The sequence below is a fragment of the Thauera linaloolentis 47Lol = DSM 12138 genome, assembly GCF_000310205.1.
GTDB classification, from domain to species: Bacteria; Pseudomonadota; Gammaproteobacteria; order Burkholderiales; family Rhodocyclaceae; genus Thauera; species Thauera linaloolentis.
In genome coordinates, this window is sequence record NZ_AMXE01000050.1 from 16,203 (window position 1) to 28,511 (window position 12,309).

The following is a 12,309-nucleotide window of genomic DNA, read 5'->3' on the forward strand; positions in this document are numbered from 1 at the left end:
TCAGCTACCCGTTTGCATGATCCGCAACAGCTTGACGTTCCAGGCATAGAGCGTAAGCGTGACTTCAGCACCGATGACAGCCGACAACACCACGGGCAGATTATTCGGTACAGCCACATACAGGGCCAGCTCCAAGCCCGAGTACGACGGAAACGCGATCATCACGGCATTGAGCGCGGTCGAAAGCGCCACATACAGCGCCGCAGTCAGCGAGCTAAAGACACCCACGAACACCATGCCCAACGCCCACTTCTTGCCAACGATATTTGCCAGCCAAGCAACCAAGCCGGTAAAAAGGCTAGCAATCAGTTTTCCGAGAATCGGCATGTCAGACCTCTGCGAGTATGCGAGTACCGCGAATCCAAATAGCGAGCGCCCCGAGAACCCCAATCACCCACGACCACAAGGCGCGCGCCTTTTCCAAGGCTGGGCAAATATCAAGGCTATAACTGCCAAAGCTAACGGGCGAACACGAGCCAGATGGAATTCGATCCGATAAATTCCAAATAAAACCAAGATCTGTTTGCCGCCAGGATGATCCTTGAACAGATGCCGTAATGCCGCCGTACTGTTCGTTCAAAGAATTATTCGTTGAGGTCCAATCGAATTGCTCATCTGTTCCGGTTTCATCAATTTTGATCTTGTCCTTGCACATCGCAGAGCTAGGATTGTCGCGGCAAAAATTAGCTTGTTCCGTTTCGCCCTTGTCACTGGGGACACCAACGCCATTTCCGCCGCCTGAACCGCCCGTTCCGCCTGGCGTACCACCCCCAGGCGATCCGCCAGAACTCCCGCCAGGAATACCCGGCCCCGACGCAGGATTTGACGTAACGGTTTCCTTCTTGGTCGTCTTAGAACCGTCCGCGTTAGTAGTTTCAGTTGTTTTTGTTGTAGAACCGTCAGGATTTTTAGTCGTGGTTTCTTTTGTTGTAGAACCGTCAGGATTATTAGTCGTCGTTTCAGTCGTATTACTATCGTAATTCTGATAACAGCCAGAAACGCCATTAACCTCGCCACGAATCGTACCGGACGGACAATCTTTTGGCGGCAACTGTGACTGCCCATCATTATCCGATGGCGTACACTGCGAGCCTGTATAGACCCCATCTTTATTGCATCGAACGGGATAAGGTGCCTGGCCGGAAGAAACAATCTCACAAGATCCCGCATTCACATTGCTATTTAAATTGAGCTGGCATTCACCATAGCATCCCGTAGAAGGGGATCGAGGATCAATCAACGTCGCATTCGATCCCGTCGTGCTGGCATAACCCATATAGACCGTCACAGTCTCAGATTGCCCATATTTCGCATCGCACGTATCTTGCGGAGGATCTTCGCACTTCCCCGTTACGGCATTTCGAATTTTACCGTCCTGGCACGATGGCGCATCAACACACAAATTCTGTGCCCCATTCAAAATACCGCCAAAATCACAAACTTTTGCCGTATAAACCCATACCCCAATATAAGCATCACTAGACGCATAAAGAGGAGGCTTATTAGCAATTCTCCAACAATCGCCACGAGTGCTACTTAAATTGCGGACCTCAACATCATCACGTGATGCATTATTTTTGCACGCTGAAATAGCGCTAGAAAAACTAGGCTCATAACCGGTAGAACGCTTCCAAACAGTTTGAGGACTATAACTGTCGGCAAACACCAGCATCGGCACAACGGAGATGAAAACGCCAATCAAAAACCACATTGCGCGCCGCATTATTCCGCCTCGCGAAAAAGACGAGCATCATCACTCGATACGCCAAAAATCTGAGCCTGATAAACTTGACAAACAACATCGCCCGTAACCAGGCGAACCATTTGAGACGACGGGCATGGCAAGCCCCGCGTGCGCATTTCCCACTGTTCGAGCGTATAGCGATTCACCGTAATGACAGGTTCGGCGCGGTCGCAGTTGTCCGAATAGACGCCATGCGAGCAGCGGTAAATAGGACCGTCCGCCAGTGCGACGGACGGCGCAAGCAATACGAGCGCAAACGCGAACGGTCCCATTTCTGCCCCCTTAGGTCGCGCGCGACAGAACCTTTTTGAACAGACCCATCAGGATCAAACCACCCGTGATGGCGACCAGGACGGGCCAGCCCGCAGCGACCAGATCGGTACCGTCTTCTTTCACTGCAGTGATAGCTGCAGTCGCAGCTGCCGGGAGCTCAGCTTGTGCGGACATGGCTGCAACGGACAGGGCCGCAGCAGCTGCAGCTTGCTTGGCACGCGCCCGATCGGCGAGACGCTTCATTGCTTCAATCTTGGCTTTCATGGTTTCTTTCTCCATGGATTGGATTCCGGGAAACTGCCCGGCCAGCGCACAGGTAAAAGGCACCTGTCACATAGCCTGCATGGCTGCGCCACGCAGGCTATGTGACAGACTCCGTGACCTTCTTGTAAATCAAGTAGATATAGCCAGAAGCCCATCCAAGGGCAAAAGCGCCCATGTAAATACCAATGATTTCAGCAACATCAGTCCAATTCATCGTTGTTGCCCCGCAATAAAACCCAGCGCGAACGCCAGAACGGAAAAGCCGGCGTGCAGCAAAGGCGCAATTTCAGAGATTTCCATCACAACCGCCCCGACAGACGAACGGCAATCAATACCGAAAAGAAGAAAGCCAGGAAGAGCAACTCATTGCCGAAGATCATCACGCAGCCCTCCTCAATTCGTCCCACGAGCCCACCGGCTGGGCCAAGACGATCCGAACCGGGCGCAGCGGGATGACTTTGGCGGTGTGCATGTCGCCATCGGAAATGCCAGCCGCGCGCAGGTACTTGAGGTGCAACTGAAACGTGCTCCGCGGCATGTAGCCCTTCACCTGCTCGAAACCGAATTGCCGAATATTCACCAGCGTCGTGAATGCCGCTTCCGCCCTGCCCTTCGTAATGTCGTTCGCATCACGAATCATCTTGATCACCGCGTCCCGTTCCATGTCCTTGACCTCCACGCCATCCACCAGGGGGCCGAAGAAATCCCGGTACAGCCCCTGCAACTTGTCTTCATCCAGGTCCCACCACTTCCCGCCCGCCTCTTCCATGCGCCGAAACCAGCGGCTGGGCCGGGTGTGTTCCAGGCGCAGCAACCGATCCGAGAGCTCCAGCTGCTCTTCAGAAACGGCGACCTTGCCTTTTCTGGACAACATCCGGAGTTGAGGCCCCTTGTGATAGGCCTTGCCTTTTGCAAGGTCAGATTTGGGGTTCCACGAGACGGTGTCGCCGCCGTTCTTGGCGCTGGATGCGCGGCGCCGGCCGCCATCGGTAACCATGAGCATCTGCAGCGCTTGCTTGACGCTGTCGTAGTCCGGCAGGAGGTAGTTGCCGGTCACGTCGATCCGGCGGCACTGCCAGGCCATGTAGCCGGGCAGGATGGCGTGTAGCGACTTGCGAGCCACGCGGATGATGGTTTCAGCACACTGGATGATGTCGAGTGAGCCGAAGACGTTGAGGCCGTCGTTTGCGAGGCTGGCGGGCGATCCGGCCACGACCAGGTATTCATCCCGGCCGTCGGACTGGATTTGCCAGACCAGGCCGACGGTGTCAGAGCGCAGCTTGTCGACGTCGAGGGTGTTTTTCTCCCACATCAGAACACCGTCGCTGTCAAAGCACTGCATCCGGCCACGGCAGGCCATGACGCGATCCCATAAGGCTTGACCCATGGACGGATGCAGCTTGATGCGCAGAGTGAGCCAATCAATGAGCAACATCGGTTCCGCCCTTGTGCCAGCGCTTGGAGGCGGCTTCGAAGCCGGTCCGCATGGCGACCCCTACCTGATCACGCACAAGCCGCAGGCGACGTTCTCGCACGTCCGCAGGCATGGACGCCGAGCCCACCGACTGGGCCACGAACGCGGCTTCGCAGGCTTCGACCTGGTCGCGCCAGTACCGGGCATGGCGATGGTCGAGATCCGCGACAAGCCAGTAATTCGCCCGCACCAGGCGGGTGAAGGCGCAGTCGGTGGCGGCGAGGTAGGGATGCAGGTGCATCAGGCAGCATCCCGAACCTGAACCCGCCGCGCGATGTCGATCAAGAACCGTGCGAACGGCTCCGGCGTGGCTTCACGCTCGCGAACGTTCATCAGCGCGACGCGCCCTTCCGGCAGAACCAGGTCAAACGGCATCGAAGGCACATCGATCGGCTCAACCCCCACCACGTACAACCAGGTCGCCTTAGGTGCCCGATGTCCGAAATGACCTTGATAGACGGGTAAGGTCCAACCGCCCCACTTGTCACGGCTACCAGGTAGCGGCAGACCTGCCGCCTTCCAGAGCTTAGAGGCATGTGGATGCTCAAGCACGCCACCGCACCTGCGGACGACGTCAACCGCGAACAGCCCAAGATCAAGCTCCCCGGGTGCAACCTTCGCAAAGTGCGAAAGACGGCCCCACCCGCGACACGGCGGATGCGCGATGACCGAGCCACAACCGGAGAACGTCAAGGCGTCGCGCGCCTGGTCAAAGACGTCAGTACCGGGCAGGCGCTTATAGACCGAGTCCGCCCGCGCGAACAAAACCGTGACAAGACGGGTGTCCATGGAGGCAAGGTAGGGATGCAGGTGCATCAGGCCGCCCGGTGGAAAGTGCCGACACAATTGACGATCACATTCCGTTCAGAGAGCCAAGGCGTACGAACAATAGAACCCCGAATCCGGCAAGCACGGATCACGCGGACCATTTCCGTCACGGTTACGGAAAACATTACGCGGCCCTCGCAGCAGCAGGTGCGGCAGCAACCGGGCGAAGCTTGGCGCGGCAGGAGACTTGACCCCATCGATCCGGGTAAAACGACTCGGGCGACAGGACATAAGTGCCCTTCGGATACGGCGCCTGGTCATCTTCCAAGCTCAGGCGGATGCGCATCGGATGCGGATGCGGACGGCCGTCAGCCGAGAAGAAGAAGCCCCAGGCCTCTTGCTCGCGGATCATGTACTGCTTCTGAGTGCGTCCCGAAATGCCTTGCTTGACATGGACGGTTTCGTCCGAGACTTCGACCTTGATGGACATGACGTGCTACCCCCTTAAAATGCCAATGGCAATGCCAATCCCAAGACCGGCACCAAACCAAAAAGTAGGAGCAGAAAAATGAACGAAGCACTTCAGGCAATGGAAACGACCGCAAAATTCGGCGGGTTCATAATCCTGGTCGCAGTAGTAGCGTGGTCCGTCTTTCCCTTCATCCGGAACGTCGCAGGCACAACCGTCGCAACCCTGATCGCAAACGCATGCACGTTTGCCGCGCTGATCGCCTTCGCTTGGTACGTCTTCTGAGATGAACACCTTATGCCCCCGTGTGGTCCGACCGGTGGCGAAACCGCCTCGCACTGAGCCGCGACTGCTCGTGGGCGTATTGCTGGCGGTCAAGGGCTTCAGCAAGATCGGAAAACTTGGCGCGGACCTTGGCCCGCTCGATGGCGACCATGGCTTGAAGCTCAGCGCGGCGTTCCTGGTGTGTCTTCATCTTCTGCCCCCGTGCAAAACCAGTCAAATTGACTGATTGAGCACATGCTAGTCAAAACGACTGACACTTGTCAAGATGCGTTGCTGACGTAAGATGATGTCCATGGAAGGAGATCAAGCGATGGACATCAAAGAGAAGTGCGAAGAGGTAATGAAATCCAGGGGATGGACGCAAAGGAGGCTAGCCCAAGAACTTGGACTGCCTGAGCAAAATCTGACTCACATCATGAAAGGACGACGCGGGATACCCGCTCATGCACTCATCAAGCTAGAACGCTTGAGAGGAACCGACGATCACTCGATCATCGAGCAGCTGCTTAGGACGGCCGCATGCGTTGCGCTTGCCGCTGTCCTGTTCTTCGGGTCTGCTAGCACGAACCCGGCTTATGCATCAAGCAGTTACAGCGCAGAGATGCCAGTAATACAAATTATCGCGCTTTTATGGCTCAGCGCAGCTCCTGTGTATAATGCGCCCCGCCATCGGTCGATGCGGGGGTGGCGGAATTGGTAGACGCACTGGATTTAGGTTCCAGCGCCGCAAGGCGTGAGAGTTCGAGTCTCTTCCCCCGCACCACCTGCTGAGCCAGGCTGTCCTTCTTGCTCACTGGGCCATCAGGTCCTGCCGACCCAGCTGCGGCGGCCGTGTTGATGGCCGCGCCGCGGGGGCGTCGTGCTCGACCTTGCTTATCCCGAACTGCGCCCGTAGGTGTCCTCGAAGCGCACGATGTCGTCCTCGCCAAGATAGCTTCCCGACTGCACTTCGATAATTTCCAGCGGCACCTTGCCCGGATTGGCCAGGCGGTGCGTATGCCCGAGCGGGATGTAGGTCGATTCGTTCTCGGCAAGCAGGAAGGTGCGTTCGCCGTTGGTGACTTCGGCCGTACCCTTGACGACGACCCAGTGTTCGGCACGGTGATGATGCATCTGCAGGCTGAGCTTGGCGCCGGGGTTGACGACGATGCGCTTGACCTGGAAACGCTCGCCCGCATCGATCGAGTCGTACCAGCCCCAGGGCCGATAGACTTTGCGGTGGCTCTGCGTCAGGCTGCGGCCTTCGGCTTTCAGGCGGGCGACGACCTTCTTCACGTCCTGTGTCCTGCTCTTGTGCGCCACCATGACCGCATCGGGCGTCTCGACCACGATCATGTCTTCGCACCCGACCGCGGCCACGAGCCGGCTGTTCGAGTGCACGAGCGTATTGCGGCAATCCTCGAACAGCGTTTCGCCACGGCCGGCATTCCCCGCCTCGTCCTTGCCTGACACGGCCCACAGCGCATCCCAGGCGCCGACGTCCGACCAGCCGGCCGCCATCGGTACGACCACGCCCTTGCCCAGCTCGGGCGCGCTGGCGAGGTGTTCCATGACCGCGTAGTCGATCGAATCGCTCGGGCAGCGTTCGAAGGCGCCCTGCTCCAGGCGGATGAAATCGGCGTCGGGTCTGCGCCCGGCGTAGGCGGCCTGGCAGGCCTGGGCGATGTCGGGCCTGAAGCGTTCGATGGCACCCAGCCAGACCGAGGCCTTCATCATGAAGATGCCGCTGTTCCAGAAATATTCGCCGCTTTCGAGGTAGCGCTGCGCCGTGTCGAGGTCCGGCTTCTCGACGAACTCGGCCAATTCGTGGCCGGCACCGATCGCTGCGCCGCCGCGGATGTAGCCGTAGCCCGTCTCGGCGCGGTCGGGGACGATGCCGAAGGTCACCAGCGCACCGTCGGCGGCGAGGCTGCTGCCCTGCCCGATGGCGTGCTGGAAAGCGCCCAAGTCGGTGATGACATGGTCGGCGGGCATGACCAGCAGCACCGGGTCGCCCTCCTCCAGCGCGGCAAGCGCCGCCAGGGTCAGCGCAGGCGCGGTGTTGCGGCCGAACGGCTCGAGCACGATCTGCGGCGAGCGCACACCGATCTGGCGCAGTTGCTCGGCGATGATGAAACGGTATTCCTCATTGGTGACGACGAGCGGCCGTGAATCGACCTTGCTGCCGGCAAGGCCGTCGAGGCGGACCGCGGTTTCCTGCAGCAGCGAATCCTCACTGATCAGCGGCAGCAACTGCTTGGGATAGTTTTCGCGCGAGGCCGGCCACAGTCGGGTGCCGGAGCCACCGGAAAGAATGACGCTCTTGATGATCATGTCGCTAGGGGTTCCTGTCGGTTACTCGAAATCCGTTAAATGAAAAGTGACGGCAATCTCAGACCGCTTCGGCCAGCATGCGCGCGACACCGTCGCGCCAATCGGGCAAATGCAGGCCGAAGCGTTTGCGCAGGCGCCGGGTATCGAGGCGCGAGTTGAGCGGGCGTGCGGCAGGCGTCGGGTAGCCTGATGTCGGTATCGGCGCGATCTCCTGAACGGCCAACATCTGCCCGGCATCGCGGGCGTGGTCGATGACGAAATTCGCATAGCCATGCCAGCTCGTTTGTCCGCCGGCGGCCAGGTGATAGGTACCGCACAGGCCGCGGTCGGCCAGCGCGCCGCGGATGGCGTGGGCGCTGACGTCGGCGATCAGGTCGGCCCCGGTCGGGGCGCCGATCTGGTCGTCGATGACGCTCAACCGCTCCCGCTCGGCAGCCAGGCGCAGCATGGTGCGGGCGAAATTGCCGCCACGCGCGGCATGCACCCACGAGGTGCGAAAGATCAGATAATCGCAGCCGCTGGCGCGGATCGCTTCCTCGCCCGCGAGTTTGGTCGCGCCGTAGACGGACAAGGGTGCAGGCACGTCGTCTTCGCGCCAGGGACGCTCGCCGCTGCCGTCGAATACGTAGTCGGTCGAATAATGCACCAGCAAGGCGCCGAGCGCCGCAGCCTGCTCCGCGAGCACGCCGACGGCGGCCGCGTTGACGCGCCGCGCCCGTTCCGCGTCGCTTTCGGCCTTGTCGACGGCGGTGTAGGCTGCGGCATTGACGATGACGTCGGGCGCCAGACGGCGCACGGTGCGGGCCAGCGCCTCGGCCTGTTCCAGGTCGCCGCACAGGCCGTCGCTGCCATGGCGGTCGAGCGCGACCAGTCCGCCCAGCGGCGCCAGTGCGCGCTGCGCCTCCCAGCCCACCTGGCCGTTCTTGCCCAGCAGCAGGATCCTCATGTGCCCTGCCCCCGCGCGGCATAGTTGGCCGCCACCCATTCGCGGTATGCGCCGCTCTGTACGTCGGCGACCCACTGCGAATTGTCGAGATACCACTGCACCGTCTTGCGGATGCCGCTCTCGAAGGTTTCGGCCGGGCGCCAGCCCAGTTCGCGTTCGATCTTGCGTGCGTCGATGGCGTAGCGCCGGTCGTGTCCCGGGCGGTCGGCGACGTAGCGGATGAGGCGGGCATGGCTGCCCGGTGCAGAAGGACGCAGCTCGTCGAGCAGCGCGCAGACGGTATGCACGATGTCGATGTTGGCCTTCTCGTTCCAGCCGCCGACGTTGTAGGTTTCGCCCGGCGTGCCGCGCGCGAGCACTTCGCGGATGGCGGCACAATGATCGGAGACGTACAGCCAGTCACGCACGTTGAGGCCATCGCCATAGACCGGCAAGGGCTTGTCCGCGAGGGCGTTGACGATCATCAGCGGGATGAGCTTTTCCGGAAACTGGCGGGGGCCGTAGTTGTTCGAGCAATTGGTGGTCAGCACCGGCAGGCCGTAGGTGTGATGCCATGCACGCACCAGATGGTCGCTGGCCGCCTTGCTGGCCGAATACGGGCTGTTGGGTTCATAGGTCTTGGTTTCGGCAAACGCAGGATCGCCCGCGCCGAGCGAGCCATAGACCTCGTCGGTGCTGATGTGCAGGAAACGGAAGGCATCCTGCCCGGCGGCATCCAGTCCGGCGCGATAGGCGCGCGCCGCTTCGAGCAGGGTGAAGGTGCCCTCGACGTTGGTGCGCACGAAATCGCCGGGGCCATGGATGGAACGGTCGACATGGCTCTCCGCGGCGAAATGGACGATGGCCCGTGGGCGGTGGGTGGCCAGCAGGCGGTCGACCAGCGCGCGGTCACAGATATCGCCCTGCACGAACACGTGGCGCGGATCGCCGCTCAGGCTGGCCAGCGTCTCGAGATTGCCGGCATAGGTCAGCAGATCGAGATTGAGGATGGGTTCGTCGTTCCCGGCAAGCCAGTCGAGAACGAAATTGGCGCCGATGAAGCCTGCGCCGCCGGTCACGAGAATCAAGGTCGCGCTCCGCGTGGGATCGAATGTCGGGATTATCGCATCCCGGACGGGGCGCTACATGTCCAGGCGCTCGGCATAGCCGGTCATTTCGAGATAACCCTGACCGATTTCACGTTCGCCGCCATCCGGCGGGGCCTCATACAAGCGTACGGCGCCCTCCCAATAGACGGCGCCGGTCGAGGCGCGGCTGTCCAGTTCCTGGTCGTCCATCAGCGGGCGAAGCCCCAGCTTCCGGCCGTCGGCCAGGTGCAAGCGCCATTCCACCGGATAGCGCGTGCCGGTGCGCGGCGAGCGCCAGTGGCGGACCGGCTCGAAGCGCACTTCGTCGGCCGATAAGGTATGCGTCCGCCCCGTTGCATCGCCCTGCGTGCCCGCGGCCCAGATCGCACGGCCTTCGGCATCCCGCATCTGGAACAGCATCAGCGAACCGCCATCGTGCAGGTTGATGCCGATCCAGTCCCAGCCGCGCGCGCCCTGCGGCAGGATTTCGGAGGACCACTCGTGGTCCAGCCAGGCATGGCCATCGACTTCGACGGTTTCGTCCTCGATCCGCAGCCTGCCCGACACGGCAAGCTGCGGCCGGCTGTAGTAGTAGCTGGCGTTGAGCGGGTCGGGCGCCTTCTGGCTGAACCCCTGGTGGCCGTTGAGCACGGGGGGGCGCCTGGCATCGAAACTCAGATCGAAGCCGAAATCTTCCGCCTCGATGCGGCTGCGGTAGCGGCCGGATGCATTGCCCTCCATCGTGCCGCCCTCCTCGCCTGCCACTTCCGCCGCCAGCGACCAGCCGTCGACATCGACTCTCGTCGTCCCCGTGGCCGCGCCGGCCAGGCCAGGATAGGCCCGCGCCGAACGCTCGGCGTGGCGCAGGCGGCCGCTTGCCGGGTCGGCCACCGCGGCATGGGCGAGGACGAGCTGGCGCGGGGCGAAGCGGCTGGGGTTGTCTTCTCCGATCAGGGTTCGCACCCTGAAGAAAGTGAGCTGAAAACCGCGTTCCACGCCCATCCGGTCGCGCAGCCAGCCGGTGATGTACCACCATTCGGTACGGTAGTCGGGATGGGCGCCGAGGTCATACGGGAAAACCAGCGGCCTGCCCGGCAGCACTGGCGGATATCCCTCGCCGGCGGCGTCGGCAGCAGGCTTCCCGGCCTGAACTGCGAGCGGGGAGAAGCACAGCACGCCAAGCACGATGGCGGCGACCGGCACTGCTTGCAGCATGCTGCGCGCCATTTCGTGCCCAAACCGCACGCACGCGCCGCACCATGCCGCGACGAAGCCGCGATGTGCTGCACTTGCCACGGGCGCTGCCCGTTCCGGCCATCCATGCCTGCTTCGCGTCATCGTCCCTCTTCCGCCTGCCATCGTCCGGCTCTCCCTCGGGCTGCCATCTCTATCGCCATCGCTCACCAGTCCGCCTTCACCGCCAACACCGCCGAGCGCAGCATCGCCCGCGCCCCGGCCAGCCGTGCGACCAGTGCCGCAAGCACTACCAGGCTGACGGCGAACAGGGCCAGCGCCCCCCACGGCACGGCCAGATCCATGCTCCAGTGAAAACTCTGGCGGTTGATCACCTCGATCAGGATCCATGCGATCGCACCGCCCGCGAGCAGCCCGCTGATGACTCCCAGCCCGGCGGTCAGCAGCCCTTCCATCGCGATCAGGCGTCCGATTTCGGCACGGGTGAAACCAAGATGGCGCAGCATGCCGAATTCGCCTTCCCGCGTGCTTGCCAGCGTAGCGAAGGTGGTGGCGATGCCGAACAGGCCGATCATCACCGTCACCGCCTCCATCAGGTAGGTGATGAGAAAGGTCCGGTCGAAGATCTGCAGCGTCTCCGCGCGGATCTCGCCCGGCAGCGCGACGATGAGATGCTCGGCGCCGAAAGCGGTACGCAGGGCCTCGGCGATGGACTTCGGATCGACGCCCGCCTCGGCGCGGATGGCGGCGTCGTTGATACGGGTATCGCCGGTGAGTGCGAGATAGTCCTCGCTTTCGATCAGGGCCGCACCGTGCTGGCGGGCGTAATCGCGCCAGATGCCGGCAACGACGAAACTGTGCCGTCGCCCTTCCAGCGGCAGTACCAGGCGGCCACCCACCGCCAGGCGCAGACGGTCGGCCGCCGCCTCCGAGATCCACGCCGGCGGCAATGCATCATGCCCGGCATCGCTGCCCGCCGGCCGCTCGGCCGAACCCGCCACCAGCGGCAGGCCCCAATTGCCCCGCACCGGGCGTGCCAACACGCTGAATAGGGGTTCCTCGTCGGACAGGCGCAGGTTGATCAGCCGCGTCGTATCCACCGAGGCCACGCCGGGCAACGCCGCGATGCGCGCCAGCGCGGCGGGATCCAGGTAGCCACTGCCCGACGCTGGCGAGGCGCGCACGTACAGGTCGGCCGGTAGCACCTGCGCCAGCCAGTCGTCAACCGATACGCGGAAGGAACTGACCATGATCGCCATCGCCGAGGCCAGCGCCACGCTGGCGATCACGCCGGCCCCGGCAACCACCGCCTGGCCCGGCGTGGCGGACAGGCGCGCGTGCGCCAGGCGCCAGGCCACCGAGCGCGCCAACCCGAGAAAGGGCAGCAGCGCCCGCGCGACCGCGGGCAGCGACAGCACGGCGGCCACCAGCGTCAGCGCGACTGCGGCATAGCCGCCGAACGGTATGCCGGCCAGCGGCGGCAGCAGGCAGGCCGCCCCCGCCAGCGCGGCC

Annotated in this window: 16 protein-coding genes and 1 tRNA gene; 4 read left to right on the plus strand and 13 right to left on the minus strand. The window is 62.3% G+C overall.

The features are described from left to right. The 8 genes from C666_RS20525 to C666_RS12680 all read right to left on the minus strand — a co-directional run bounded on the left by C666_RS20525 (position 1) and on the right by C666_RS12680 (position 5,013). Complete coding sequence (locus tag C666_RS20525; RefSeq protein ID WP_004339838.1) at positions 1 to 327, minus strand: minor coat protein; 327 nt, start codon at positions 325 to 327, stop codon at positions 1 to 3. Between the two features lies 1 nt (position 328). Then, positions 329 to 1,711, minus strand: coding sequence for a hypothetical protein (locus C666_RS20530; protein ID WP_154666185.1), 1,383 nt, complete (start codon positions 1,709 to 1,711; stop codon positions 329 to 331). A gap of 11 nt (positions 1,712 to 1,722) precedes the next feature. Beyond that, the gene (locus C666_RS20535; RefSeq protein WP_154666186.1) at positions 1,723 to 2,016 is read right to left on the minus strand and encodes a hypothetical protein; all 294 of its coding nucleotides are present in this window, start codon (positions 2,014 to 2,016) and stop codon (positions 1,723 to 1,725) included. Positions 2,017 to 2,026: 10 nt separating this feature from the next. After that, complete coding sequence (locus C666_RS12660; protein WP_004339840.1) at positions 2,027 to 2,296, minus strand: major coat protein; 270 nt, start codon at positions 2,294 to 2,296, stop codon at positions 2,027 to 2,029. A gap of 364 nt (positions 2,297 to 2,660) precedes the next feature. After that, entirely contained in the window at positions 2,661 to 3,716 is a 1,056-nt protein-coding gene (locus tag C666_RS12665) for a phage/plasmid replication protein, II/X family (RefSeq protein ID WP_004339844.1), read from the minus strand. Further along, positions 3,703 to 3,996, minus strand: coding sequence for a hypothetical protein (locus tag C666_RS12670; RefSeq protein ID WP_004339846.1), 294 nt, complete (start codon positions 3,994 to 3,996; stop codon positions 3,703 to 3,705). The genes C666_RS12665 and C666_RS12670 overlap by 14 nt, the downstream gene beginning before the upstream one ends. Next, complete coding sequence (locus C666_RS12675; RefSeq protein ID WP_004339848.1) at positions 3,996 to 4,571, minus strand: hypothetical protein; 576 nt, start codon at positions 4,569 to 4,571, stop codon at positions 3,996 to 3,998. Before C666_RS12675 ends, C666_RS12670 begins: the two co-directional genes overlap by 1 nt. Before the next feature lie 136 nt (positions 4,572 to 4,707). Further along, positions 4,708 to 5,013 carry a single-stranded DNA-binding protein gene (locus C666_RS12680; RefSeq protein ID WP_004339850.1) on the minus strand — a complete coding sequence of 102 codons (306 nt, stop codon included), beginning with the start codon at positions 5,011 to 5,013 and terminating at the stop codon, positions 4,708 to 4,710. A gap of 78 nt (positions 5,014 to 5,091) precedes the next feature. Here C666_RS12680 and C666_RS20540 point away from each other — a divergent pair, with 78 nt between their 5' ends. The 4 genes from C666_RS20540 (at position 5,092) to C666_RS12685 (ending at position 6,040) form a co-directional block, all read left to right on the plus strand. Continuing rightward, positions 5,092 to 5,277, plus strand: a complete 186-nt coding sequence (locus tag C666_RS20540) for a hypothetical protein (protein ID WP_004339851.1) — start codon at positions 5,092 to 5,094, stop codon at positions 5,275 to 5,277. Positions 5,278 to 5,347: 70 nt separating this feature from the next. Beyond that, positions 5,348 to 5,503 (plus strand): hypothetical protein, encoded by a 156-nt coding sequence (locus C666_RS20545; RefSeq protein WP_154666187.1) that lies wholly within the window; start codon positions 5,348 to 5,350, stop codon positions 5,501 to 5,503. 114 nt (positions 5,504 to 5,617) lie between these two features. Then, the gene (locus C666_RS21200; RefSeq protein WP_350338128.1) at positions 5,618 to 5,977 is read left to right on the plus strand and encodes a helix-turn-helix transcriptional regulator; all 360 of its coding nucleotides are present in this window, start codon (positions 5,618 to 5,620) and stop codon (positions 5,975 to 5,977) included. Next, positions 5,956 to 6,040: transfer RNA gene (locus tag C666_RS12685), tRNA-Leu, on the plus strand. Before C666_RS21200 ends, C666_RS12685 begins: the two co-directional genes overlap by 22 nt. A gap of 110 nt (positions 6,041 to 6,150) precedes the next feature. Here C666_RS12685 and C666_RS12690 read toward each other — a convergent pair. The 5 genes from C666_RS12690 to C666_RS12710 form a co-directional block, all read right to left on the minus strand. Continuing rightward, positions 6,151 to 7,590, minus strand: a complete 1,440-nt coding sequence (locus C666_RS12690; protein ID WP_004339852.1) for a mannose-1-phosphate guanylyltransferase/mannose-6-phosphate isomerase — start codon at positions 7,588 to 7,590, stop codon at positions 6,151 to 6,153. A 58-nt stretch (positions 7,591 to 7,648) separates the two neighbouring features. Beyond that, positions 7,649 to 8,536, minus strand: coding sequence for a dTDP-4-dehydrorhamnose reductase (gene rfbD, locus C666_RS12695; protein ID WP_004339854.1), 888 nt, complete (start codon positions 8,534 to 8,536; stop codon positions 7,649 to 7,651). Beyond that, positions 8,533 to 9,603 carry a dTDP-glucose 4,6-dehydratase gene (gene rfbB, locus C666_RS12700; protein ID WP_004339858.1) on the minus strand — a complete coding sequence of 357 codons (1,071 nt, stop codon included), beginning with the start codon at positions 9,601 to 9,603 and terminating at the stop codon, positions 8,533 to 8,535. Before rfbB ends, rfbD begins: the two co-directional genes overlap by 4 nt. A gap of 54 nt (positions 9,604 to 9,657) precedes the next feature. Next, positions 9,658 to 10,818, minus strand: a complete 1,161-nt coding sequence (locus tag C666_RS12705) for a lipocalin-like domain-containing protein (RefSeq protein ID WP_004339860.1) — start codon at positions 10,816 to 10,818, stop codon at positions 9,658 to 9,660. 185 nt (positions 10,819 to 11,003) lie between these two features. Continuing rightward, positions 11,004 to 12,309, minus strand: a 1,306-nt coding sequence (locus tag C666_RS12710) for an ABC transporter permease (RefSeq protein WP_004339861.1), incomplete at its 5' end; no start/stop codon positions are given.

Coding starts and splice junctions, on each gene's coding strand:
- C666_RS12680 (WP_004339850.1), bottom strand. CDS start 5,013: ATGTCCATCAAGGTCGAAGTCTCGGACGAAACCGTCCATGTCAAGCAA.
- C666_RS20530 (WP_154666185.1), bottom strand. CDS start 1,711: ATGTGGTTTTTGATTGGCGTTTTCATCTCCGTTGTGCCGATGCTGGTG.
- C666_RS21200 (WP_350338128.1), top strand. CDS start 5,618: ATGAAATCCAGGGGATGGACGCAAAGGAGGCTAGCCCAAGAACTTGGA.
- C666_RS12690 (WP_004339852.1), bottom strand. CDS start 7,590: ATGATCATCAAGAGCGTCATTCTTTCCGGTGGCTCCGGCACCCGACTG.
- C666_RS12665 (WP_004339844.1), bottom strand. CDS start 3,716: ATGTTGCTCATTGATTGGCTCACTCTGCGCATCAAGCTGCATCCGTCC.
- rfbD (WP_004339854.1), bottom strand. CDS start 8,536: ATGAGGATCCTGCTGCTGGGCAAGAACGGCCAGGTGGGCTGGGAGGCG.
- C666_RS12705 (WP_004339860.1), bottom strand. CDS start 10,818: ATGCTGCAAGCAGTGCCGGTCGCCGCCATCGTGCTTGGCGTGCTGTGC.
- C666_RS20535 (WP_154666186.1), bottom strand. CDS start 2,016: ATGGGACCGTTCGCGTTTGCGCTCGTATTGCTTGCGCCGTCCGTCGCA.
- C666_RS12660 (WP_004339840.1), bottom strand. CDS start 2,296: ATGGAGAAAGAAACCATGAAAGCCAAGATTGAAGCAATGAAGCGTCTC.
- C666_RS12670 (WP_004339846.1), bottom strand. CDS start 3,996: ATGCACCTGCATCCCTACCTCGCCGCCACCGACTGCGCCTTCACCCGC.
- C666_RS12675 (WP_004339848.1), bottom strand. CDS start 4,571: ATGCACCTGCATCCCTACCTTGCCTCCATGGACACCCGTCTTGTCACG.
- C666_RS20540 (WP_004339851.1), top strand. CDS start 5,092: ATGAACGAAGCACTTCAGGCAATGGAAACGACCGCAAAATTCGGCGGG.
- C666_RS20525 (WP_004339838.1), bottom strand. CDS start 327: ATGCCGATTCTCGGAAAACTGATTGCTAGCCTTTTTACCGGCTTGGTT.